General features: G+C 66.7%; 20 protein-coding genes. 9 read left to right on the plus strand and 11 right to left on the minus strand.

The window, feature by feature from the left end; all coding sequences use genetic code 11:
* Together E3T35_RS05295 and E3T35_RS19155 are read right to left on the minus strand one after the other, a co-directional pair.
* The coding region (locus tag E3T35_RS05295) for a DUF222 domain-containing protein (protein WP_166789839.1) at positions 1 to 1547 on the minus strand (1547 nt) is incomplete at its 3' end.
* Positions 1548 to 1985: 438 nt separating this feature from the next.
* Positions 1986 to 2153 (minus strand): hypothetical protein, encoded by a 168-nt coding sequence (locus E3T35_RS19155; protein WP_166789840.1) that lies wholly within the window; start codon positions 2151 to 2153, stop codon positions 1986 to 1988.
* Positions 2154 to 2444: 291 nt separating this feature from the next.
* On the opposite strand from E3T35_RS19155, the gene E3T35_RS05300 reads away from it, so the two are divergent.
* A complete protein-coding gene (locus E3T35_RS05300) occupies positions 2445 to 2993 on the plus strand; it encodes a DUF1003 domain-containing protein (protein WP_370449302.1) in 549 nt (182 codons plus the stop codon).
* Positions 2994 to 3004: 11 nt separating this feature from the next.
* Here the strand turns inward: E3T35_RS05300 and E3T35_RS05305 are convergent, their stop codons facing one another.
* Both E3T35_RS05305 and E3T35_RS05310 read right to left on the minus strand, forming a co-directional pair.
* Entirely contained in the window at positions 3005 to 3505 is a 501-nt protein-coding gene (locus tag E3T35_RS05305) for a GNAT family N-acetyltransferase (RefSeq protein ID WP_134346649.1), read from the minus strand.
* 26 nt (positions 3506 to 3531) lie between these two features.
* The gene (locus E3T35_RS05310) at positions 3532 to 4476 is read right to left on the minus strand and encodes an ornithine cyclodeaminase family protein (protein WP_198420996.1); all 945 of its coding nucleotides are present in this window, start codon (positions 4474 to 4476) and stop codon (positions 3532 to 3534) included.
* Positions 4477 to 4576: 100 nt separating this feature from the next.
* On the opposite strand from E3T35_RS05310, the gene E3T35_RS05315 reads away from it, so the two are divergent.
* The 3 genes from E3T35_RS05315 to pflA all read left to right on the plus strand — a co-directional run bounded on the left by E3T35_RS05315 (position 4577) and on the right by pflA (position 9600).
* Positions 4577 to 6298, plus strand: coding sequence for an AMP-binding protein (locus tag E3T35_RS05315; RefSeq protein ID WP_134378080.1), 1722 nt, complete (start codon positions 4577 to 4579; stop codon positions 6296 to 6298).
* A gap of 70 nt (positions 6299 to 6368) precedes the next feature.
* Positions 6369 to 8636, plus strand: a complete 2268-nt coding sequence (gene pflB, locus E3T35_RS05320) for a formate C-acetyltransferase (RefSeq protein WP_134378081.1) — start codon at positions 6369 to 6371, stop codon at positions 8634 to 8636.
* A gap of 151 nt (positions 8637 to 8787) precedes the next feature.
* Entirely contained in the window at positions 8788 to 9600 is an 813-nt protein-coding gene (gene pflA / locus E3T35_RS05325; RefSeq protein WP_241988752.1) for a pyruvate formate-lyase-activating protein, read from the plus strand.
* 9 nt (positions 9601 to 9609) lie between these two features.
* Here the strand turns inward: pflA and E3T35_RS05330 are convergent, their stop codons facing one another.
* Both E3T35_RS05330 and E3T35_RS05335 read right to left on the minus strand, forming a co-directional pair.
* Positions 9610 to 10461 (minus strand): TIGR00645 family protein, encoded by an 852-nt coding sequence (locus E3T35_RS05330; RefSeq protein WP_134378082.1) that lies wholly within the window; start codon positions 10459 to 10461, stop codon positions 9610 to 9612.
* Between the two features lie 43 nt (positions 10462 to 10504).
* Entirely contained in the window at positions 10505 to 11254 is a 750-nt protein-coding gene (locus tag E3T35_RS05335) for a bacterial transcriptional activator domain-containing protein (protein ID WP_134378083.1), read from the minus strand.
* Positions 11255 to 11504: 250 nt separating this feature from the next.
* Here E3T35_RS05335 and E3T35_RS05340 point away from each other — a divergent pair, with 250 nt between their 5' ends.
* Positions 11505 to 12356 (plus strand): caspase family protein, encoded by an 852-nt coding sequence (locus tag E3T35_RS05340; protein WP_134378084.1) that lies wholly within the window; start codon positions 11505 to 11507, stop codon positions 12354 to 12356.
* A gap of 3 nt (positions 12357 to 12359) precedes the next feature.
* On the opposite strand, the gene E3T35_RS05345 is transcribed toward E3T35_RS05340, so the two are convergent.
* Positions 12360 to 14084 carry a hypothetical protein gene (locus tag E3T35_RS05345; protein WP_134378085.1) on the minus strand — a complete coding sequence of 575 codons (1725 nt, stop codon included), beginning with the start codon at positions 14082 to 14084 and terminating at the stop codon, positions 12360 to 12362.
* Positions 14085 to 14227: 143 nt separating this feature from the next.
* On the opposite strand from E3T35_RS05345, the gene E3T35_RS05350 reads away from it, so the two are divergent.
* Positions 14228 to 16558, plus strand: a complete 2331-nt coding sequence (locus tag E3T35_RS05350) for a caspase family protein (protein WP_134346656.1) — start codon at positions 14228 to 14230, stop codon at positions 16556 to 16558.
* A 245-nt stretch (positions 16559 to 16803) separates the two neighbouring features.
* On the plus strand, positions 16804 to 18477 hold the full coding sequence (locus E3T35_RS05355) for a flotillin family protein (protein WP_166789841.1): 1674 nt from the start codon (positions 16804 to 16806) through the stop codon (positions 18475 to 18477).
* Between the two features lie 142 nt (positions 18478 to 18619).
* Here E3T35_RS05355 and E3T35_RS05360 read toward each other — a convergent pair whose 3' ends face one another.
* The 3 genes from E3T35_RS05360 to E3T35_RS19160 all read right to left on the minus strand — a co-directional run bounded on the left by E3T35_RS05360 (position 18620) and on the right by E3T35_RS19160 (position 20807).
* Complete coding sequence (locus E3T35_RS05360; RefSeq protein ID WP_134378086.1) at positions 18620 to 19261, minus strand: hypothetical protein; 642 nt, start codon at positions 19259 to 19261, stop codon at positions 18620 to 18622.
* Positions 19262 to 19476: 215 nt separating this feature from the next.
* Positions 19477 to 19920 (minus strand): hypothetical protein, encoded by a 444-nt coding sequence (locus E3T35_RS05365; RefSeq protein ID WP_206750656.1) that lies wholly within the window; start codon positions 19918 to 19920, stop codon positions 19477 to 19479.
* 233 nt (positions 19921 to 20153) lie between these two features.
* Positions 20154 to 20807: a TetR/AcrR family transcriptional regulator gene (locus tag E3T35_RS19160; protein WP_166789842.1), complete on the minus strand. Its 654-nt coding sequence runs from the start codon at positions 20805 to 20807 to the stop codon at positions 20154 to 20156.
* A 90-nt stretch (positions 20808 to 20897) separates the two neighbouring features.
* On the opposite strand from E3T35_RS19160, the gene E3T35_RS19165 reads away from it, so the two are divergent.
* Positions 20898 to 21752: a hypothetical protein gene (locus tag E3T35_RS19165; protein ID WP_166789843.1), complete on the plus strand. Its 855-nt coding sequence runs from the start codon at positions 20898 to 20900 to the stop codon at positions 21750 to 21752.
* A gap of 12 nt (positions 21753 to 21764) precedes the next feature.
* Positions 21765 to 23858 carry a YhgE/Pip domain-containing protein gene (locus E3T35_RS05380; protein ID WP_241988753.1) on the plus strand — a complete coding sequence of 698 codons (2094 nt, stop codon included), beginning with the start codon at positions 21765 to 21767 and terminating at the stop codon, positions 23856 to 23858.
* Here the strand turns inward: E3T35_RS05380 and E3T35_RS05385 are convergent.
* Complete coding sequence (locus tag E3T35_RS05385) at positions 23855 to 24322, minus strand: glutamate-cysteine ligase family protein (RefSeq protein WP_241988740.1); 468 nt, start codon at positions 24320 to 24322, stop codon at positions 23855 to 23857. The genes E3T35_RS05380 and E3T35_RS05385 overlap by 4 nt on opposite strands.
* Positions 24323 to 24472 lie beyond the last annotated feature (150 nt).

A 24472-nucleotide genomic window follows, 5' to 3' on the forward strand; every position in this document is an offset into this window, starting at 1 on the left:
ACGGTGCAGCCGGGGATGACGCAGCCGCCATCGCGGGCGGCGAGGGCTCGGCGCTGTTGGGCGCTGAAGAATCGGTTGCTGGTGCCCAAGTGCAGGATCGTGCCGGTGTGGCCGAACAGTACAGGTTGGTAGCCGCCGGCGCAGATGAGTTCGTCGACTTGGTTGGGGGTGAGGGGGCCGTCGATGCCGTCGATCCACCCGGCGCCGCGCCCGTCGAGGAGGTCGTTGATGTTGATGTGTACGAGCACGGTGGGGGCGGCACCGCCCATGGTCGGGGTGCCCGGCTGCCGGGCGGCGGCTTCGAACACGGCGCGGAGAATGCCGGCTTGCTTCTCACCGCGCGAGCGGGTGTCGTCGGGTTGCTGCGGGCACGGACCGTGCGGGCCAGGTGGGGGGTTAGCCTCGACCTCGACTTCGACCCCGGTTTCTGCTTTTGCTTGGGTTTCGGCCTCGTTGCTGGTGCCGTTGCTCTGCGTGCCGTTGGTGCTGGCGTCGGAGGGTTCGGTCTCCCGGAACTCAACCGTGGTGCGGGGTATGACATCGGTGGCAGGGGTGGCCGTGGGGGTATCGTTCCCGGGGACCGGGTTGGCCGCGGCGGCGGACAGGTACGCATCGAAAACGTTGCTCATGATGGCGCGGTCGAGGGTAGTGAACCAGCCGTTGAGGCTGTAGCCGCCATTGCTGAGGGTGCCGAAGGTGAGCCAGCTGCGCCGCTCGGTCGGGGCCTCGCCGGGCGCGGTGCCGTCGGGGGCGAGGCGTGCTTTCCACTGGATGCCCTGCTGCCGCAGCAACTCCGGCGCGAACGCTATGCCGGCACCGGGCAGTCCCTCGGTTTCGGGGGTGATCGCCCCGGAGCCGCTGGCCACGAGGGAGCGTTCGACCCGGTCGAGGTCGGAGGCCAGCACCTCGGAGCGCAGGCCGTCGAGCACCTGCACGATCACCCGGGCCTGTTCCAGGCCGAGCTCCCCGCCCTGCAGGGCCTCTCCGAGCACCGGGTAGGTGGGGGCCAGCGGGCGGCCGAGCACGACCCGCTGGCCCGCTTTCTCACCGAGCGCGGATCGCTGCCGCACCTCGGAGCGGGAGAGGCGGGCGAGGGTGNGCATCCGCTGGCCCGCTTTCTCACCGAGCACGGCTCGCTGACGTACTTCGTTGCGAGAGAGGCGGGCGAGGGTGCAGACCAGTTCGACGCCGCTGCGGCAGCCGAGCCGACGGGCCAGCGTCGGCGCGGCCAGAGTCGTCGCCGCACCCGCCACGCTTGGAGCGGCCGCACTCTGATCAACAGCAGCTTGGGCGGCGGCTTTCGCTGCGGCAGCATCGAAGTATTCGGAGCGACGCAGCACGTCCGACGTGGAGAGCACCCGGGCTCCGTCGACGACCCGGCCCACGCTCTCTAACGCCAGCAGCATGGTCAACGATTCCTCATCACCGAGCAGCCCGAACGACACCCCGCCCAACGCCGCCAACAGAATCTCCCGAGCCTGCTCCACCGCCGCAATGACGGGGTTCGAACTGGTCTCGCTCGGGTTTTCCATGAACATGGGCGCCATTGCCTCCTTCACGCCAATTCTACCAAGAATCGAACGAAAAAGCGATAGAAACTCACAAATACACAAGGCACCAAAGTTGCCCGACCGATCCAATTTCGTCAACATTACTGCGACCGTCATCAGGCAGCGCAAGGACGATCATTCGCGTTTCACCGCCGTACCGTCTTGGCGTCAGCCATGCAATGTCGAAGTAATGAGCGATTCTCCTTCGCGAATGCGCCCCAAGCATTCGCGCTTACCCATTGCCCGACGCAACACTGTTGCGCCAGTTCCGCGCCGCCCGTGCCCGGCAGCGGTGCCCGACAGCGATAGTCGACCCGCTGAGTTGGCTCGTAGCCAACCGGGGCACCCACGACGACGTGACACCGCCGGCAACCTCTGACGGCATCCCAGGCTCAACCTGAACCCTGGACGAAGAAATCGCCTACCAGCGAGCAGTTAGGCCGAGGCGAAGGTGTGCGCCAGACGCACGGGTTCAACGCGAATGCTGGTGCGTTCGCGACCGGTGCACTTGAGAACGTAAAGGGGAAGGGTAATGCGCAGGGCCTGCGCGGGGTTGGGTTTCAGGTCGGCCTGAGACTTGCAAAACGGGCAGGTAATTCGCATCGAGGGTTGTCCCTTGGCTTGGTTCTGAGCAAGCGATAACTCGCGTCAGATTGACCATAAGGGGCGATAGCATTTTTCCGCTCCCCCTTGAACTTCTAGACAAAGTATGTATACAGAGCAGTTCGTCTGTCCCCGTTTCGACGGACTCTATCGCAGAAGACTCAAGGCGAGCCCGAATGGTGTTCTCAACGAGGAGGATTTGTGTATACAGAGATTTGTTGCGGGCTGTGCATTCGCTGCCGTGTCAGCCCCCACGAGAGCGCTTGAAGCCCGCAGACATACACTGTGCCCATGAATACTATGTCAACAAATGCCGCGCCCGGCACCCCCGGGCCAGCCGCGGCCGAGCCGAGTCCTGCCTCGGCGCCGCCCCTTGCACCGAAGACCGCGAGTGCCCGCCGCGGACTCACCATCACCTGGCACCAGCAGCACAAGAAATCCCTGACCACGGGGGAGCGGGCCGCCGACACCATGCGCAACTCCATGGGCAGCTGGCGGTTCGTCGGCGGCTTCGTGCTGTTCATGATCCTCTGGGCCGTGGCGAATTCGTTCGCGTCCGGCTGGGATCCGTACCCGTTCATTCTGCTCAATCTGTTCCTGAGCATGCTCGCCGGTCTGCAGGGCGCGATTCTGCTCATCTCGGCCAAGCGGCAGGATGCGATCGCCGCGGCGCTGGCCCAGCACGACTTCGATACGAACATCGCGGCCAAGACCGACATCGAAGCGCTGCTGGAGATCAACAATCGTCAGCTCGCCATGATCGGCGATCTGCAGGCTATTCTCGAACGCCTCGACCTGCCGACCCGATCGGACGGGCCGACGCCCGCGACGAACGACTAGCCGTCTTCAGCCTAAACGGATGCCGCCAGCAGGCTCACGACAACGGTGTCGCCCTTTGTCGACAGCTGGCCGACCTCCACAAAGCCGAGCCGGTCGTGGAAGGCGAGGGAGCCCGGGTTCCGCGGCTCCAGGTTGACCTCGCAGAGCACTTCGGCGAGCTCCAAACGGCGGGCAGCGCGGAAGATGGCGTCGTAAAGCACCTGGCCGAGGCCCTGCCCGCGATACCCGTCGGCCACGACGATGCGGTCGACGTAGAGAAAATCACTGGACCGGGCCGAGAACCACCGGTAGTTCTCGCTCTGGTACTCCGTTCCGGCGACGAACAGAATGGCGAAGCCGAGCACCGTGCCGACATTATCGTCGTCGACAACGGCGACCGCGAGGTGGCTGTGCAGCGCCAGCGAAGCCAGCGCCTCGGCATCCAGCTCGTTGACCGCGGGAACGGCCTCATTGTTGAGCGCGAGCAGGCGCGGCAGATCGGCGGGCACGAAGGAACGAATGGAGAAGGTCACCCCTAACGATAAGCCGTGTCTCCACTTCACAGCTCGCCGGCCCGATGCACCGCCGTCGCGATGACCAGGTCTTCCCAAGACATTCCCGTGCTCTTGAAGATGCGTGGCCGACCCAGATCTACGCCGATCGCACCGATCACCAGTTCACGCAACGGCACGAGGTCTCCCGGCCGGACCACACCCTCGGCCAGGGCCATGATCACGTCACCGGCCTCGCGCAGCGCCGTCGCCGGGTCTTCGACCACAACCTGGGCGCGGGAGAGGAACGCGGAGTCGAGCTCGCGGGCATCCGCTTCGTGCGAACCGACCGCGACCACGCAGCAGTCGTCGGGCACCAGCGACCCATCGAACAGGGGAGTGCGGGCGGTCGTGGCGCACACGATGAGCTGCGCCGTCGCGACGTCGGCCGCGATGCCGACCCGGGCCGGCAGCCCGGTCGCGCTCACCCGAGCTGCGAACAGCTCGGCACGGGCCTGGTCGCGGGCCACGATAGTGACTCGATTGATCGAGCGGATGGCCCACATCGCCTCGATGTGGCCCCAGGCCTGCGGCCCCGATCCGAACACGACCAGGTGTTCCACGGTAGCCGGAGCCAGGTAATCGCCGGCGGCGGCCGACACGGCCGGGGTGCGCAGGGTCGTGATCGCGGCGCCATCGAGCAGGCAGACCGGGGTCAGCGTCGCGGCATCGAGCAGCAGGTAGACGCCCTGGATGCGCTCGACGCCGAGCGCCGGGTTACCCGGAGCGACCGAGGCCACCTTGATACCGACGAAATCCGGCGCCTCGGTGGGCATGAGCAGCAGCTGGCCGCTTGCGACCGGCAGCACCTGCCGGGCGAAATCCTGTGCCGGGTCGAGCCCGCCGAGGAGCGCGTTCTGCACCGCCCGAACAGCGGCGCGGTAGTCGACCCGCGCGAATATCTCGTTGGCCGTTATCATGGCGGGCAGAACGGGCGCGTTTTCAGATGTCATCCCTCGCAGACTATCGGCCCGGTGCGGTCCGACCTCGAGCACTGTCAGAATGGACTGTCGCCGTTTCACTCTGGCGACTCGTTCGAGGAGACAACGGCGTATGACTCACCAGGTGAGCACGAACACCAACACGAGCACCGGCAACTACCGCGCGGCCCGCGACCAGCTTCTGGCCCTGCGCGACGATCACGCCCGCGCCGCGCAGGAATTTGAATGGCCCGACGTGGGAGACCACTTCAACTGGGCCACCGACTGGTTCGATGTGCTCGCCCGTGGCAACGACAAGATAGCGCTGTGGATCGTCGAAGAAGACGGTAGCGAGAAGAAGTTCACCTTCGACGAGATGGCTCACCGGTCAGACCAGGTTGCCACGTGGCTCAGCCATCAGGGCGTGCGGCGCGGCGACCACGTCATGCTCATGCTAGGCAACCAGCGCGAAATCTGGGAGGCCATGCTCGCCATCATGAAGGTCGGCGCCGTCATCATGCCCACTAGCGCCGTGCTCGCCTCGCACGACCTGAGCGACCGGGTGCAGCGCGGCGGCGTCACCCACGTCATCGCCAACTCGTCCGACGCGGCCAAATTCGACGACGTTCCCGGCGACTACGGGCGCATTGGCGTCGGTGCCCCGAAACCCGGCTGGGCCGATTTCGCCGATGCCTACAGTGTCACGCCCGAGCCCATCGAGACGGTCGTGGCATCCGCTGACCCCTCGCTGATCTACTTCACCTCCGGCACGACCAGCAAACCCAAGATGGTGCTGCACTCGCAGACCTCCTACCCGGTGGGCCACCTGTCCACCATGTACTGGCTGGGCCTCCGCCCCGGCGACGTGCACCTCGCCATCAGCTCGCCCGGCTGGGGCAAACACGCCTGGAGCTGCTTCTTCGCCCCATGGATCGCCGAGGCTACCGTGTTTGTCTACAACTACTCCAAGTTCGATCCCAACGCCCTCATTGCGCAGCTGCATCGCGCCAGGGTCAGCACCTTTTGTGCGCCGCCCACGGTCTGGCGCATGCTCATCCAAACGGATGTTGGCGCCCGCCCCGCCGCCCTCCGGGAACTGCTCTCGGCCGGTGAACCATTGAACCCCGAGGTCATCCGGCAGATCGACAACGGCTGGAAACTGACGATCCGCGACGGATTCGGCCAGACCGAGACCACCGCCATCGTCGGAAACGGGCCCGGATCCGTGCTGAAAGCCGGGTCGATGGGGCTGCCCCTGCCCGGCGTCTCGATCAAACTGCTCGACCCCATCACCGAGCTGCCCGCCGACGAGGGCGAGATCTGCCTCGATCTCTCGCAGAGCCCGGTCAACCTCATGAGCGGCTACCACGGCGAACCCGACCTCACCGCGCACGCCATTCGCGGCGGCTTCTTTCACACCGGCGATGTCGCCAACGTGGATGCCGACGGCTACCTCACCTTCATCGGCCGCACCGACGACGTGTTCAAATCGAGCGACTACAAGGTGTCACCGTTCGAGGTGGAGAGCGTGCTGCTCGAACACCCCGCAGTTGCCGAAGCCGCCGTCGTTCCCGCGCCCGACTCCACCCGGTTGAACATTCCCAAGGCCTACATCCACCTCGCCCCGGGCTGGGAACCGAACGCCGAGACCGCCGAAGCCGTACTTCGACACGCCCGCACCGGCCTGCCCGCCTACATGCGGGTGCGCCGGGTGGAATTCTTCGAGCTGCCCAAGACCATCTCCGGCAAGATTCGCCGGGTCGAGCTCCGCGAGCGCGAAGACGATGCGGCCGCCGCCGGCACCCGGCTGCCCGACGAGTGGCGCGACGACCAGTTTCCGGGGCTGAAACGGTAAGCATCCGCTGACGGAAAAGTCGGGACTTACGGCCCGAGACAGCCGCCGGCCCCGTCGCTAGCGTGGAGGTATGACCCTCCTTGACAGCCCGCGTTCCGCCGCTCCCAGCATCGACGATGGCTGGGCCGGTTTCACCGCCGGACCCTGGCAGCACGGAATCGACGTGCGCGATTTCATTCAGCGCAACTACACGCCGTTCACCGAAGACGCGAGCTTTCTGACCGGGGCGACCGAGCGCACCCTCGGCCTGTGGGCTCGCCTATCGGCGATGTTTCCCCGGGAGCGGGCGCTCGGCGTCTACGACGTCGACCCGACGACCCCGGCATCGATCACCGCGCACGCCCCCGGCTACATCGACCGACCGAACGAGATCATTGTCGGATTACAAACGGATGCCCCGCTCAAGCGCGCCATCATGCCGTTTGGCGGCTGGCGCATGGTCGCGACGAGCCTCGAGACCTACGGCTACCCGGTCTCGCCCGAGCTGGAAACGATCTTCACCAAGTACCGCAAGACCCACAACGACGGCGTGTTCGACGTGTATCCGCCGGCAGTCAAGCGGGCCAGACACAGTCACCTCATCACGGGGCTGCCGGATGCCTACGGTCGAGGCCGCATCATCGGCGACTACCGCCGCGTCGCGCTCTACGGCGTGACCGCGCTGATCGCGGCGAAGAAGATGGAACGCGCGACGCTGGACGAGCAGCCGAGCACGGAAGAGATCATCCGCTCGAGGGAGGAGAACGCCGAGCAGGTGCGGGCCCTGAAAGAACTCGTTCAGATGGCCGCCAGTTACGGGTCCGACATTGCCCGGCCGGCACGAACGGCGACCGAAGCGGTGCAGTGGCTGTACTTCGCCTACCTCGGCGCGGTCAAGGAGCAGAACGGTGCCGCCATGTCGTTCGGCCGCAACAGCGCCTTCCTCGACGCCTACCTCGAGCGTGACCTTCAGGCCGGAGTGTTGACCGAGAGCCAGGCGCAGGAACTCATTGACGCCCTCGTGATCAAGCTGCGTATCGTGCGATTTCTGCGCACCCCGGAATACGACCAGCTGTTCTCCGGCGACCCCACCTGGGTCACCGAGTCGCTCGGTGGCATCGGCCTCGACGGGCGCACCCTCGTGGTGAAGACTGCGTTCCGGTTTCTGCAGACCCTGTACAACCTGGGACCAGCGCCGGAGCCGAACCTCACGGTGCTGTGGAGCGACGCTCTGCCCGAGGGATTCAAGCGCTTCTGCGCGCAGGTCTCCATCGACACCTCGGCCATTCAGTACGAGTCGGACGACATCATTCGTGGGGCCTGGGGCGACGACGCCGCCATCGCCTGCTGTGTCTCGCCGATGGGGGTCGGCAAGCAAATGCAATTCTTCGGCGCCAGGGTCAACGTCGTCAAGGCGCTGCTCTACGCCATCAACGGCGGTCGCGACGAACTGACCGGCGAGCAGATCGCGCCGGTCACCGCCCCGCTGGCCGGGGACGTGCTCGACTATGACACCGTCTGGGCCGCCTACCTCGCGAGCCTCGAATGGCTCGCCGAAACCTACGTCGACGCGCTCAACTGCATCCACTACATGCACGACAAGTACGCCTATGAACGGCTCGAGATGGCCCTGCACGACGGCACCATTCTGCGCACGATGGCCTGCGGCATCGCCGGCCTCAGCGTCGCCGCCGACTCCCTCGCCGCGATCAAGTACGCCACCGTGCGCCCGGTGCGCGACGACACCGGCCTCATCGTGGACTACACAATCGACGGCGAGTACCCCTCGTTCGGCAACGATGACGACCGGGTCGACGAGATCGCGGTCACCATCGTCGAGACTTTTATGGCCATGATTCGCAAGCACCCCACCTACCGGAACGCCGTACATACCCAGTCGGTGCTCACCATCACCTCGAACGTGGTCTACGGCAAGAAGACCGGAAACACGCCCGACGGACGCCGCGGCGGAGCGCCCTTCGCTCCCGGAGCCAACCCGATGAACGGCCGCGACACACACGGCATGCTCGCCTCGGCCCTGAGCGTGGCAAAACTGCCCTATTCCGAAGCGCAAGACGGCATCTCCCTGACCAACACGGTCGTGCCGACCGGTCTCGGCCACACGCCCGAGGAGCAGATCACCAACCTCGTCGGCCTGATCGACGCCTACACGCTCGCGAGCGGGTATCACCTCAACATCAATGTGCTCAACCGCGAAACCCTTGAAGACGCCATGCTGCATCCCGAAAACTACCCGCAGCTGACCATCAGGGTGTCGGGCTACGCCGTGAACTTCGTGCGCCTCACCCGCGAGCAGCAGCTCGACGTGATCAGCCGCACCTTCCACACGAGCGTCTGACGTCGTGGGTGCCGCGGTCAATGTCGGTCCACACCGCCTGGGTGTGCCGGTGAAGAGAACCTCAGACGGGCCGTCGCGAGCGGATGCCGTGGGCCGGGCCGTGCGCGCAGCATCCGTGGCCCGCGCCTCCACCACTGCTGACCTGCACCAGTTGGACCTCGCCCGCACCGCCACCCGCGCTACGGGCGCTCCGGCGACCAAGAAGCACCACGAGAATCTGGCCGCGATCCGCGACGGTCGGGTGGCGAGCGTGCACTCCTGGGAACTCGTCACTGCCGTCGACGGGCCGGGCACCCGGCTGACCTATTTTCTCTCCGGCTGCCTGCTGCGCTGCCAGTACTGCCACAACCCGGACACCTGGAAGAAGCACGACGGCCTGATCACGCCGATTGAGGATGTGCTCGCCCGCATCCGTCGCTACCTCGGTGTGTTCACGGCGACCGGCGGCGGTCTGACACTGTCCGGCGGGGAGCCGCTCATGCAACCGGCATTCGTCGCACGGGTGTTCGCCGAGTGCCATGAGCTCGGCGTGCACACGACCCTCGACACCTCGGGGTATCTCGGCACGAGCGCGTCGGACGAGTTGCTCGATCACACCGACCTCGTACTGCTCGACGTGAAGTCCGGCCTGCCCGACACCTACCGCGAGGTGACCGGGCGAGAGCTGGCACCGACCATCGCGTTCGGCGACCGGCTGAGCGCGCGCGGAACCAACGTCTGGGTTCGGTTCGTGCTCGTTCCCGGGTTGACCGACGCGATCGACAACGTGGACGCCGTCGCCGAGATCGTGGCCCGCTGGCCCAACGTCTCCAGGGTCGAGGTGCTGCCCTTTCACCAGATGGGAGAGGACAAGTGGAACCGCCTGGCCATCCCGTATCCGCTGCACGGCGTGCAACCGCCGGACGCCGCCCTGCAGGAGCGGATGCGCGGCCAGTTTCGCGCCCACGGCCTCACGACTTTCTGAATCAGCCTCCTAATAGCGGGCGAGCAACTCCGTCTTTTTGGCGAGGAATTCGGCATCCGTTACAACGCCGGCGTCGCGGAGCTGACCCAGCTGGGTCAGGTGCACGGCGATGCCAGCGGAAGCAGCGGGCGCGAGTTCGCGCCGGATGGGTGCGGCAGTCAGAGCCGCGATCGGCCCGGGGGCGACGGCGGGCCCGTGCACCGGTGACGGCGCAAGCGCCGGAGCAGCATGCCCGGCCTGCGACATTCGGTCGATCCAAGCCAGGGCGATGGCGGAGAGAATGAACACCATGTGGATGATGACCTGCCAGAGCACGCCGTCCCAGGTGTAAACGTTGCCGGTGATGGTCTCGGTGGGGTTCGAATCCACCGGCGTGCCGCGCGCGGCCAGGTCGCCGACCTCGATGAACGTCTTGAGCAGATGAATCGACGAGATCCCCACGATGGCCATAGCGAGTTTCACCTTGAGCACGTTCGCGTTGACGTGCGACAGCCATTCCGGCTGGTCGGGGTGACCCTCTAAGCGGATGCGCGAGACGAACGTTTCGTAGCCGCCGATGATGACCATGATCAGCAGGTTCGCGATCATCACGACGTCGATCAGGCCGAGCACGGAGAGCATGATCGCGGCTTCTTCAACGTGGATGCCGCCGTCGTTACTCGGAACGGTCAGTGACGTCCAGACGTCACCGCCGAGGTTGATGAGCTCAACCATGAACACGATCACGTAAATGATCTGCGCGATGATCAGGCCGATATAGAGGGGCGCCTGCAGCCAGCGGCTGAAGAAGATCATGAGCCCGACGCTGCGTACCCAGCGGGACTGGGGGCGGAAGGGACGGGGGAGGGCTGTTTCAGTCACCGGTCGATCATAAGTTGGCCCCGAGTGAGAACCTCCTGTGAGCTCAGCTGGTTTTCATCGCCCGCACCAGCAGGCGGGAGTCGGCGATCGCGGGTTCCAGCCCGAGCAGCTCGGCGAAATGGGCCGACGGTTCGACCCCGAGTTCCCGCCCCAGGTGGGCCCGAAAACTGCGGTACACCCGCACCGCCGAGGCGTAGTTGTCTTCGGCGAGGTGGCAGCGTACGAGCAGGTGCTGGGCGCTTTCCCGCAGCGGGTCGACGAGCGCCGCTGCCCGTGCCGCTCCCAGGGCGCGGTTGAAACTGCCGGCGACCAGGTAACAGCGGGCCAGGGCTTCCAGCGCATCGACCCGCTGGTTCAGCAGGTGATCCTGCTGGTCGATCACCCATTCCTCGTACCAGCCCGGCAGCAGGTTGGCTTCCTGCAGCAAATCGATCGATTCGGGCGGCACCGATCGTGCGCCGTTCAGGGTGACCTCGGTGATCAATTCCCGTACCTCGCGCAGGTCAACGCGCACCGCGGCGTCGAGTTGCGGAGGATCAGTCGCGCTCAAGAGTCGGGGCAGTTCATGCGAGATGCGAAAGACGCTCGCCCGCAGGTTTCCGGCCGACTGACGCTCGGGGCTGTCGGGCCAGAGCAAGGCGGCCAGCACGGGTCGCGGTTGGGGGTGAAGCAGGGCGAGGGCGGCGAGCAGCCGCTTCTGACGTGCACCGACCTCGACCGGAAGGCCGTTGTAACGCAACTGCCAGTAGCCCAGCACGCGAAGATCCCAGCCGGGTGTCGCTGAAAATCCCATGAGTGCTCGATCCGCGAAAGAATACACAGCGGACCCGCAACGAGACAGCGGGTGCTGCTACCGCCCAGAATGGCCAGCACCGGCTCGGTTGTCAATGCCGATACCCCCAAAACGGATGCTTTCGCACCCGCGACCGCGGCGCCCGAGTAACTCGCCGGTAACGCCCCTGCGGCTACCCTCGGCTCGCGCGGAGTGTGCAGCCGGCACCCGCGGCATCCGCTGGTGTCGGCTCTGTCAGATTTGGATCATCATGACTCAATTCGCTCTCTGCGTGGGAATCAACAAGTTCGAGAATCTGCCGATGGCGAGCTGGCTGAACGGCTGCGTGAACGACGCCAACGATGTCAGGGAGCTGCTCGCCTCGGGTTTCGGATTCGCCGACGCGAGCATCACCGTGCTGACCGACCAGGCAGCGACCAAGGGCGCTGTGTTCGGCGCGATGACCGAGGCGCTGGACCGGGCGAACGCGCCGGGGGAGCACCTCGATCACATCGTTTTCACCATGTCGAGCCACGGCACGCAGCTGCCCGACACGAGCGGCGACGAAGCCGACCAGGTCGACGAAGCCTTCGCCACCTACGACCTGCGGCAGAACGGTGCCGCGTGGGACCCGGGCTCGCTCATCGTCGACGATGAACTGCACGACCTGTTCGCCCGGCTGCCGAAGGGGGTGCTGCTCGATGTGATTCTCGACACCTGTCACAGCGGCAGCGGGCTGCGCGCCATGGACCTCGTGCCCACGGTCGACGACCGGCGCCCGCGCTTCGTGCCGCCGCCGACACCGCTCGGTCGGGACGGCGCCGAAGCCGAGGGCGCCGACACCCGCACCCTGCGGGACCTGGTTCGCACCTCCAGGGCCGCGGCCAAACCGGTGTTGTTCGCCGCCTGCCGCGCCGACCAGACCGCCGCCGACGCCAACTTCGACGGCCGGTACAACGGCGCGTTCACGCACTTTCTGCTGGACGCGCTGCAGTCCGGTTCGAGCCGTGGTGAGGTGATCAAGCAGGTCAACGCGAAGCTGCGGGCGCGCAAGTTCGCGCAGCGTGCGCAGCTGGAGGCATCCGCTTTGGGAAAGTCGACGGCGTGGGGCACGGCGTTCTGAACCTCAGGGATGAAAGGTCGGCCGACGGTCGGCCGAGACCTCGGGGGGCGGCGCGGCGATTTTTCGCGGGCTGGGCTGCGGCGGTACAGGCGGGGCGGCGGCCGGCCGGGTGACGGGAGCGGCGGCATTCGCTGGGCGAGTGGCGAGCTGCGCGGCGGCGAGCTTGGCGCGCTGGCGGTCGGGATCGAGAATCGGTTTGAGGGCGGCGAAGCTGAGGCGCCCGCCCTCGTCGAACCGCAGTTGCCCACCGCCGCGAATGAACACCGGTGCCCGGGTGGCGAGCCCCAGGCTGCGGGCTTCAGCGGCGCTCAGCCGAAACTCCTGGGTGAAGGTGGCGCCGATCTCCGACACGACGAAACCGTCGGGGCCGACGCGCAGGGTGGGGCGCACCCGTTCGACCGCGATCGGCCGGGTCGGATCGATTCTCGCCGCCGCGAGCAGGGTGGGGTTCTCCCAGAGAAACCGCACGATCTCCTCTGGATCGGAAGCCAGCGCGGCCAGCCGAACCGGGTACCGCAGATCCGTGAACTGTGCGACGCCCGAGAGGTCGGTGGCCCGGGGCAGTACGATTCCCGCCTCGGCGAAGGCCGTCAGGACGGTGCCGCGATAGTCGAGGTCGTCGTCGGGCACGACCGCCAGGTCGGCGGCGAGAATGCCGCGCAGCAGGTCTTCCCAGGTCACATCGACCGGTGCCATGTAGCCGAGGCTGCGAATGAGCATGCTCAAGACCTGGCGCCCGACGGATGCCCCGGCGCGCGCCACCTGATACAGGCTCGAGCGGCCGCCGGGCAGGTCGAGACGCTGCAGCCAGAGCCGGGCCACCACGCGCAGCAGCACCTGCACGATTGCGCCGCCTCGCAGGTGCGGGTCGGGCACGGTGCGCCAGTCGGCCACGATGTCATCGGCCAGCGACGGCCTGGCCGTGCCGCGTCTAAACAATCCGTCGCCGAGGCGAAACAGGTCATTGCGCAGGGTGACTTCGTCGAGCGTAGCGAGGTCAAGGTTCTCGGTCTGGGTCAGCAGCTGCTCGACCAGGGTTTGGGTGGAGAACACCGAGAGCAGCGCCACGAGGTCGGCGATGGCTTCGTGCAGGGCGATCTGGTCGAGTTCGGCGTGGCTGTCGGCCCATTTGGGTCGGTAGCCGTCGACGATCGCGTGGGTCACTTCGTGCGCCACGAGATCACGAAACAGGGCGAGCGGCACCGCTTTGCTGGTGCGGCCGTCGCGCTTGTGCCCGAACCGAATCAGGCCGTCGTCGCGATAATAACCGGACTCCCGGTAGGAGACCCGGTCGTAGGCGCTGATGGTCAGTCGCCCGCCATTGACCCAGCCCATGCGTCGCCCGAGGGTCGATTCGAACAGCGCCAGAGTGGATGCCGCCACGGCGTACACCTGCTGCGCCAAGAACCGGCTGTCCTGCAGCAGCTCGGGGAGCGTGTCGGGAGGTTTCTCGTCGACGATCATCCACGGCGGAGTGGGGGAGCCGAGCTCGAGACTGAACGGCTTCTCGCCCGGGCGCCGCACGATCACGTCGAAGCGGGCGCTGCGCGGCCCCGGCCCGATGCGCTCGACCGGCACTCGCAGGGTCGTCGTGAGCAGCGTGTCCTGCCCGGCCGCCCTGGACTTCGTGAATGGCCCTTCGGCCAGCACAGTCAGGCTCACCTGCAGGCCGCTGTGGGCCGGGTTGCTCGACACGAGGTCTCCGGTCGTCTCCGCACCAGTCGTCATCGCGACCCCCGCAGCATCCGTTTGTGTCTGCAATATGCAACCGAACGTCGGGTCTGTCAAGGTGTGCGCCGCAGTAACACCGCAGTAACGCGCACGGGCCATAATCGCAGCGCCCGCCCGTCACCCGTGAGAGGACCTGCGCCATGCCCGAACCGACGACCCCCACGAAGACGGCACCGGCCACCAAACGGCAGCCGCCGTTGCCGCAGAGCGAACTCGACAAACTACGGCCGCACGTCGTCAACCTCAGCGGCGGCACATTTTCGTCGACCGGGGCGTTCACAACGACCAAGAAAGACGTCGACGCCATCTTCGCCACCCACCTGCCGGCCTTTGTAGCCGAGCATGGCGGCGTCGTTCCCGTGGTGTTCTACGCGCACGGCGGGCTCGTCGATGAGCAATCCGGGCTGCGCATCGCGGCCACCCAAGTGGACTGGTGGAAATCGAACGGCGTTTACCCCATTCACTTCGTCTGGGAGACCAGCCTCGCCGGGGCCATCACGAGCGCGGTCGGAGACTGGGCGCAGGGTCGCCGCGGCTGGCTCGACGATGCAAAGGACCGGGTACTCGAACTGGCGGCCCGATTCGGGCAGGGCCAGGCGATCTGGGGGCAGATGAAGCGTTCGGCCGAGGCGGCCTCGGCCGGTGACGGCGGCGCCCGCTACGTGGCCGAAGCGCTTGGCGCCTACTGCGCAGCGCATCCCGACACGATCACCGTGCACGCCGTCGGGCACAGCGCCGGGTCGATCTTTCACTCCTTCTTTCTGCCGACGGCGTTGAAAGCCGGGGTGCCGGCCATCGAAACGCTCAGCCTGCTCGCGCCGGCCGTGCGCACCGACGTCTTCGAGAAGCAGATCGTGCCCCTGGTCGGCCACGGCGTGGAATCCCTCGCCATGTTCACCATGACCGAGAAACTCGAACGCGACGACACCTGCCTCGGCGCCTACGGAAAATCCCTGCTCTACCTCGTGCGGGCGTCGTTCGAACCCGAGGAGTTTTCGCCCATCCTCGGACTCGAGGAATGCCTGCGCGCCGACCCCGTGCTGGCTGGGCTGTTCGGGCTGTCCGGCGCGAGCGGGTCGCCCGGGGTCGGTGGAGCGGCCGATATTATCTGGTCGAAGACGCCAAGCGGCCCGCTCACCAGCCGCAGCACCTCGACCAGTCACGGCGGTTTCGACAACGACATTCCCACCATGGACAGCGTCGCCCGCCGGGTCACCGGCAGCTCGCGCATCCAGTCGTTCCCAGCCACTCGGGATCTCGGCGACGAACTTTGGCCTATGCCAGGCCCGGCAGCGCCCCGACCGGTCGGCACTCACCAGGCGCTCTGTGTGGGCATCAACGCCTATCCGGGCGGCGATGCCCTCTACGGCTGCGTAGCCGATGCCGAGGCCTGGGCTGCGCAATTCAGCATCGCCGGGTTCGCGGTGCGCACCCTGCTCGACGCGGAGGCGACCCGGCAGAACATTCTGCTCGGGCTGCTCGACCTGGTCGCCAGCAGTGTCGCCGGCGATGTGCTGGTCTTTCAGTACGCCGGCCATGGCACCTACGTCGACGACCTCGACGGCGACGAATCCGAGGCCGGCAACGAGGAGACGAAGTACGACGAAGCGCTCTGCCCGATCGACTTTCGCGACGGCAACCTGATCATCGATGACGACCTGGGCGAGATCTTTGACCAGCTGCCCGACGGCGTCAGCCTCACGGCCTTCTTCGATTCCTGCCACTCCGGCGACGGTCAACGACGGTTGCAGCTGCAGCCGGCCGATGTGGCCGACCTGAGTGCGGCATCCGCTCCCCACGGTCGAAGGGCGCGGTTCATCATTCCCGATGAGCAGACGAGCAGGAACTACCGTTTGAAGCGCGGCACGCCCGCTCGGGCCGGCAAGCGCGCGTTGGCTCGGGAGGTGTTGTTCAGCGGGTGCAAGCCCACCGAGGTCGCCTATGAGACCGGCGGGCACGGGGACTTCACCGTTGCGGCCAGCCTGCTCGTGGTTCCGAGCGCGAATCGCCTGACCAACAGCGAATTCCTGGTCAAGGTGCGGGAGGCATTCTCCAGCCAGCCGAGACAGAACCCGGACTTCAACGGTCCGCGGGCGGCGAAGTCGCGGGTGTTTTTGGGGGCTCTGGTTGGCGGTGCTGGTTCGGTATCTGCTGCCGGTGCTAACAGTGCTGGTTCGGCCGCGGGCGGGGTCGCCGCCGGTGCGGGCTCGGGTTCGGGCTTTGGGTCCGGCTCCGCAACGATTCCGGGCGCTATTTCGGCTCTGCTTGACGCGGCCGCCGGCGTGGGAGCCGGGGTGGGAGCCGGGGTCGGCGCGGGCGGGATTGGCGCGGGCGGGATCGACCCGTTCGCGGCATCCGCTGGCCCGGCAGGAATGGCGGGCAGCGCCGGCTCGCGCGAAACGGATGCCGCCGCTCGCGCCCTCGCGGCTGCCGCGTTCCTGCGCGCTGCTGCGGACTTCATCGACGGGTAGGCCTGGGGGATTCGGGGACGTCGCCGGGGGTCGTGGCGCAGCTCCCGCGGCGCCGTGAACTGGGCGCGCGCGGGCGCCGTGAAACGGCGATTGGCAGGCCGAAATGGGCACAACGGCAGACTCGGATTGTCGACATCTTTCGCATCCGGTGCCGTGGCCTGCGAGACTGGATGCACAGCTCGGCGCCGAGGTCGCTCGACCGGATCGCCGAAACGATGTATGCGCTTGCGCCTCGGAAGGACTCCATGCTCGATTTTCTGTTCAGCCCGATCCCCGGGATCATTTTCACGATCATTGTGGTTCTGCTCATCGGCCTGATCTACGCCAAGACCATCTACAAGAATGCCGGGCCCGACGAAGCCCTCATTATCACCGGCAAGAAGAGCCGCAAGACCATCGTCGATGGTGCCACGCTCGAGGAATCCGGCCAGCGCGTCGTGCACGGACAGGGTGTGTTCATCACCCCGTTCTTCCAGAAGGCGTTCAAGATCAGCCTGCGCAGCCGGGCGATTGAGATCACTGCCGTGGCGCAGGATCGCAACGGCATCACGCTCTCGGTTGAAGCCGTCGCCATCGTCAAGGTCGGCGACGACCCGGCAGCGATCCGCGCCGCCGCCCAGCGGTTCCTCGGGCAGGACAAGAACATCGACGGCTTCGCGCAGGAGGTACTGAGCGGTTCGCTGCGATCCTCGATCGGCGCGACCGACGTGATGACCGTCATTCAGAAGCGCGACGAGCTCGGCACGTCCGTGCTTGCCACCGCGCGTGAGTCGCTCGCCAACCAGGGCCTCGACGTTGACTCCTTCGAGATCAAGGGTATTACCGACGAGAACGACTACATTCGCGACATCGGTCGTGCAGAGCAGGCCAAGGTTCGCCGCCAGGCCGAGGTTGCCGAGCACGTCGCCAACCGAGAGTCACAGGAAGCCCTGATCACCGCCGAGCAGGCCATCGCAGAAGCGCAGAACACGCTCGCCCTGCGCAAGGCCGCCCTGCAGCTCGACACCGATAAGGCCTCCGCTGAGGCCGCCGCATCCAAGCCTCTCGCCGAGGCCAAGGCACAGCAGGCCATCGTGCAGGAGCAGGAGCTCACCGCTCAGCGCCGCGCCAGCCTGCGCAAGGCCGAGCTGGAGTCCGAGGTCAACGCCATTGCCGACGCTGACGCCTACCGAATTCGGGTGACCGCGATCGCGGCCGCCGAGGCATCCGTCGCCAAGGCCACCGCCGATCGCGACAGCCGTGTCGCGAACGCCGACGCCACCCGCGCGGAGGGCCAGGCCGAGGCCGACGCCATCCTCGCCAGGGGTACCGCAGAGGCAACGGCCACCCGGCTCTCCGCCGAGGCCGTCGCCCAGCAGTCCGAGGCGCTCATCCAGCTGCGTCTGGTCGAAATGCTCCCGCAGATCGCACACGAGCTCGCCGCTCCGATGGGGAACATCGACCAGCTCACCGTCATTTCAACGGATGGTGCCAGCCAGCTCTCCAAGAACGTCGCGTCGGGCTTCAGCGAGGTCGACGCCGTGCTCGGCTCCACCATGGGAATCGGCATCAAGGACCTCCTCGGTGGGCTGCTCGGCGGAACGGCCGGAGCCGCCCTGCGGAACGCTGCGCCCGCGCACAGTGGCGCATCCGCTTCGCCTGCTGCTGCTACGTCAGTGCGTTCCCCAGGGGCCGGCGCCGCGTCGCCCTCGGGGGCAACCTCGCCTTCAGTGGCAGCGCCTTCAGCAGCGTCGTCACCGTCGGTTGGAGCCTCGGCGGCGACCGTTGCCGCAGCTGCACGGTCGGCAGCGGAAGCATCCGTTTCTGATTCGATCAACAGCGTCGACTTCGACGCAGTCGCCGACGAAGCCGCGGCAGCAATCGCCCGCGCTGCGGCAGCCCGGCTTCCGAAAAAGGCCGGGGACCGCCTGCTGCCGTAGGCAACGTGGCCCCCGGCCCGGTTTCGAGTCGAACCCGCAGACGGCGGGCGGGCTCGCCAATCGCGGCACTCCTTGCCGATGAGGGCACTCTTGGGTAGGGGTGCCCTGATCTGTAAGGGGTGCCGCCACGCGGGCCGGAGCGTCAGCAGCCGGGTCCGTGGGGGTTGACGTTGCAGTCTTCGGCGACGAGCACGGTGGATTCGGTTGCTGCGACGACGGTGAACGGTGCCGCGGGCACGGAGACGATTCCTTCGACGGGTCGCCAGCCCTGATCGCCGAAGCTGTAGTCAGCGTGGTAATCGACGGTGAGGGTGACCGAGTAAGTGCCCCTAGCGGCGTATTTGTGGCTGGTCGGGGTAGTGGAGAACTCGGCGAGGCCGAGGGCCGCCCAGCTGGCTCCGCCCGCTGGGCTCGAGGCCGTGCGGCCGTCGCCGTAGTTCCAGCGGTACCCGACGGGCGTGAAGAGAACCTGAGCAGGCTGGCCGAGCAGGAGTCCGTCTTGCACGTGAGCCGCTGCTCCGGTCCAGAAGTTGGCGGCGAGGCCGACGATGGCCCAGCCGTTCGGTTCCATGCCGGTGGGGGCGGAAGGTGCAGGAAAGTTGTGCAGGTCGGTGACGTGAACAACAGTTGCGGGTGAGCAGCCGGTGCAGGGTGTGGTTGGGGCGGCGAGGGTGACGGGCCACTCGGGGTGGCGTGAGACGACGGGGAAGTCGCCGGAGCCACAGAGTGTCCACTCCTGCTCGGACGTCAGTTGCCCTGTGGGATGTGCGCAGATCTCGACCACCGTTGGGCCTGTCCCGGAGCGGCCGGCGGAGCCGCCCGCTCCGTCACCCGAACTTCCTCCGTACCCGGCTGATAGGTCAACGCCTGGACCCGTGACGTCCGCCTTGGGTGGACAAGTAGCGAGCACGCTCTCAAGTGACGTGCATGCGGCAGTGCGAAGGCTGGCAACGGCGCCTGGTATCGGAAGAAACATGGTGGTTAGACCGACCAGGAGAATTAGCAGAAGTTTTTGCCGGACCATAAGTCTGATTTCTCGACGAGGAGTCGGTTGGAGGTGGCAACGTGAGTTAAGGAAACTTGCAATGGGTAGCTACCAGGACGACCAGGGGCAATGACAGTTGTGCCCCCCAGATCGACCACATCCGTTTCTCTTACGTCTTGGCACACATAGGCGGTTACTGCGCCTGAAAACAAATCCGCACTCTGGATGGAGAACGAGTCGAATGCAAGATCGCCAACCATACGGAGTCCTCCAGCCCGGAACTCGGCATAGGTCTCCAGATCTGACTCGAGAACTTTCCCGACTGCAAAATCGGAAATTCTCTCGGGATCTGCTCCGCCTTCGTGGGCGATCGTGTTGGACATCGACTGATATTCGCCGAAGGCGGCGGTCGCGGCCGCCAGCGCCTCGTCGTTCGACGCGAAGACCGGGGGAGTCACGGTGGGCTCGGGACTAGCCACGGCGACCGGCGTTGCCGGGACGGGCGGGACGGGAGCGGCCATGCATCCGCTTAGGAAAACAACGGAGACAGACAGCAGGAGAGCGCTGAGCACGGCAGTGTGCAGCGGGCGACGGCGCGACGGATTTCGCATGGGGCCACAGTAGACCGGATTGCTACAATCCCGTTTAAGTTCTCCACAGGCTGGTGGCGGGGCTCAAATTGCGCTAAAAACTATCGCAGAGTCCCCACCAGGAGCGCCTCGATCATGCGCGACTGCACCTCGTTCGTGAAGTAGTCCGGGTCGAGAATGCGCTCGAGCGCCAGGATATTGGTGGCCGACATAACGAGGGGAGCGAGCACGTCCACCCGGTGGGCAGCCGGGTCGATGCCGAATTGGTCGGCGCGTTCCAGGATCACCGCGCCGAGGGCGAGGCGCACGCTCTGCCGACTCTGGCGATAGAGATCCGCGGCCTGGGGGTTGCGGGCCGCATGAACGGCCAGTTCCATGAGCAGCAGGTGCCAGGGGCCGTCTTCGACCAGGGTCTCGGCCAGACGGCGGGCGATGCGGGCGAGCGCCGCGTCGTCGAGCCGTATCTCGTCGCCGAGAATGGTTGCGAGCCGACCGCTGAGCAGGGTGGCCAGGCGCTCATTCAGGATCGATCCGAAGAGGGCTTGTTTGGAGCCGAAATTGGAGTACACGGCGCCCTTGGTGTAGCCGGCCCGCGTCGCCACGTCGTCGAGTTTGGTTCCGAGGTAGCCGGATTCGAAGAATTGCTCGGTCGCCGCCCGCAGAATATCCGCACGTACGTCGGTGCGCAGGGGGCGCCTCCGGGGAGTGGGCGTGGGCGTCTCGTCCATGAGTGCCTTTCGGATTGCTGTTGACAAGCGGATACTTTGGGTATTGGATACTCTCGGTATTGAAAATACTACGGCGGCATTGCGCCCCGCACAACCCAACGTTGGATGGAACTCTGCATGACCCTCGACTCCGCTTCGACCCCCGCTATCGACTCGACTGAAATCGCCCTCGCCATCCGAGCGAGCAACTTCACGATTCGAAACGGTCGCCAGACCGTGATCGGCGCCACTAACCTCGCTATTCCGGTCGGTGCACTCTTCGTCGTGTCGGGCCGGTTCGCCTCGGGCAAGACAGCGCTGCTGCTCGCTCTGGCCGGCCGCCTGCGTGGGTTCGCCGGAACGGCGACCGTGTTCGGACATCCGCTGTGCCAGAGCGGCGGGCAGGTGCGGCACCTGTCGGCCCTCGCCGAGACGCCGATCGTAAACCGCCTCGACGACGATCTCACGGTTGAGCGCCAGATCGCGGCTGCCCTCGTGCTCCGTCAACCGTGGTGGAAACCGCTGGTCAGCCAGAAAACGGTGGCACTCTGCTTGGTTCGGGTGAACGCGCTGCTGCGTCAGGTCGATGCGCGGGCCGGCGAAATCCTTGAGCAACGTCATGCCGGCCTGCCGCGACTGACCGGCACCGACCGCATCGTCGACCTGCAACCGCTCGATCGTGCGGTGCTCGGCGTCGTCCTGGCCCTGATCGGCCGGCCACGCCTGCTGATCGTCGATGACGTCGACACCCTGCGCGACACGGATGACCGCACCCGCGCCTGGGCCGCACTGCTCGTTCTGCGCATGGCGGGCTGGCACGATCTCACGATCGCGGCGAGCGGGCAGGACCCCAAGGAGCTCGTCGAGATCCTCGAACGCGTCGGCGCCGACGTCCACCCCGCGCCAGCCCGCCCGGTGTACCTGCTCGACCTGGATTCCGCCGACCGCACCCTCACATCCCGCACCCTGACCGCGTCCACCCGGAAGGCCTGAACCGTGGCCAAGATGTTTTCACTGCCCAGCATCGAGCTGTCCCGGTTTCGGTCTTCCCGCTTGGCCATCGTGGCGCTGCTCATGATCGCCGCCGTTCCCGCCATCTATGGCGGCGTCTACCTCTCGGCCAACTGGAACACGAGCGGCAACATCGGCGAACTACACGCCGTCATCGTCAACAACGACGTGGCCGCGAACGTCACCGGCACGGACGGCCGCGAGCAGACCATTGACGCCGGCGCCGGCCTGGTCGACTCCCTCGTGGGCAGCGACAGTGCTGGTTTCACGTGGAGCAGTGCCACCAGCGAAGCGGATGCCCGCAGCTCGCTCGCCGATAACCAGAATTTCGCCGTGCTCGTCGTTCCCGCCGATTTCTCGAGCACCCTGGCCTCGACCGCTGCAAACCCCGGCGCTGTGAACCCCGCCGCCACGACGACCGGCACCGCAGCATCCGTTTTCGCCCCCGAGCAGGCCCGCCTGCGCGTGTACACCGACGACGCTTCGAACTTCATCGTGGGGCAGGTCACGAAATCGGTCACCGCCGCGATACGCACCGAGCTGTCGACGTCCATCTCGGCGACCTACCTGGACAACGTCTACCTGGGGTTCACGAGTGTGCACGACAGCCTCGCTCAGGCCGCCAACGGCGCACTCACCCTCAGCGACGGCGCCACGAGCGCGAGCGACGGGTCGGCGCAACTCGTGATCGGCCTCGGCACCCTCTCCGACGGCGCCGCCACGCTCGCGAGCGGGTTGTCCCAAGTGGATGCCGGCACCCACACCCTCGCCACCGGCGCGAGCACCCTGGCCACCGGGTCGTCGAGTGTGGCGAACGGTGCGGCGGAGGTCGCGAGCGGTTCGGCAGCGCTCGCGACGGGCGCGGCCACCCTCGACGCGAGCGTGAGCACATTGCCGACCGCCACGGCCCGGCTGGCGGCGGGTACCCAAACCGTTTCCACGACTCTCGGCACGATCGCCGCGCTCACGGCTGCGCACCCTGACTGGACCCTGACCCAGCTGAACGCGGCCCTCGCCACCGGCGGCGGATCGATCGCGGATCTCGCGGCGGGCGCCGCGACCGTCGCAGCCGGGGCCAACATCCTGAACCAGAGCGCGACACCACTCGTCGCCGGCATCGGCACGCTCGCCGACGGCGCCGCGACCCTCGCCACGGGAGCGTCGAGCGTCTCGGCCGGAGCCCAATCCGTCTCAACCGGCGCGGCATCGCTCTCCGCGGGTGCTGCCTCGCTCGCCACCGGTGCCGACAGCGCTGCGGCCGGCGCCAGCACGCTGGCCACCGGCGCGACGACCGCCAGCACCGGCGCGAGCACACTCGCCGACGGCCTCGGCCAGCTCGCGACCGGTGCCGACAGTCTGAGCACCTCGCTGCAGTCGGGTGTGACGCAGGTGCCGAGCTACACGTCCGCGCAGGCCAGCGAACTCGCCGCGGTGACCTCCGAACCAGTTGCCGCCGAGCATGTGCGCGAGAATGCCGTCGGATTCTATGGCGAGGGCATCGCGGCGTACTTCATTCCGCTCGCGCTCTGGGTCGGCGGAATCGGCATGTACTTTCTGTTCCGTCCGCTGTCGCCGCAGGCCGTCGCATCCACTGCCCGGCCGGTGCGGGTGGCGCTGACCGGCCTCGCCCCTGGGCTGCTGTTTGGATTGCTGCAGGCCGGACTTCTGCTCGCCGTGCTGCACTTTCTGGTGGGGCTGGAAGCCGCCAATTTCGCGGCCCTCGCCGCCTTCACGGTGATTGTCGCGCTCGTGTTCACGGCCATTCACCACAGCCTGATCGCCCTGCTCGGCGGGCGCGGTCGGCTGGTGGCCTTGTTACTGCTGATTCTGCAGTTGGCCTCGGCCGGAGGCACCTATCCGGTTCAGACGTCGCCCGGCTTCTTCCAGTGGATCAGCCCGGCCTTGCCGATGACCTACGCGGTCGACGGCGTGCGGCGACTCATCGCCGAGGGCTTCACGAGCGCGATTCTGGTTGACCTTCTCGCCCTGATCGCTTTCGGAATCGGAGCGTTCGCCGTTTCGGTCTTCGCCAGTCGTTCGATGAAGATCTGGTCGATCGCCAAGCTGCACCCGTCGCTGAAGATCTAGTCGTGCGCGGTCAGCGCCTGCGTGAGCAGGGCGGCCAGCGCCGGCTGCCCGCCGCTTCTCATGGCGGCCCGCTGGCGTTCGGCTCCGGTCCCGAGTCGCCGCGCCCGCGCCAGCAGCCCCACAATTCGCTCGCGATTGCCCACCTCGTCAATCGCATCGCCGGCATAGCGCAGCAGCTCGTCCGTCACGATCAGCGCACTCTCCAGAGTTCCGATCGTGGACCACCGGCGCATGTGCACGCTCCGCCAGCTGGAGAAGCCGGTATCGGCTCCGTGCCAGAACGGCGAATTCACGGCCAGCGCGCGCAGCGTCGGCAGCCACACGCGCACCCGGTTGAGCGCCTGCACCCCGGCATCACGGCTGGGAATGCCCACGTGCACGTGCACCTCGTCGCCGACGTTCGCCGGCTGCAGGGTTGCCGGCTTCAGAAAGATGAATTCCTCTTCAATGCCGAACGTTCGCATTCCTTTACCTCCCGAACCTTCACCGGATACTACTGACAAACCGGTATCAAGCCGATACATTCTCAAATCGGCCAGCCGGTCACATTCGAGCCCACAGGTGACTAACATGACAATTAATTGGCAACCGATGTGCAGGCGTTGGCGCTCGCA

The sequence above is a fragment of the Cryobacterium sp. TMT1-2-2 genome (assembly GCF_004403505.1).
In the GTDB taxonomy this organism is placed as follows: domain Bacteria; phylum Actinomycetota; class Actinomycetes; order Actinomycetales; family Microbacteriaceae; genus Cryobacterium; species Cryobacterium flavum.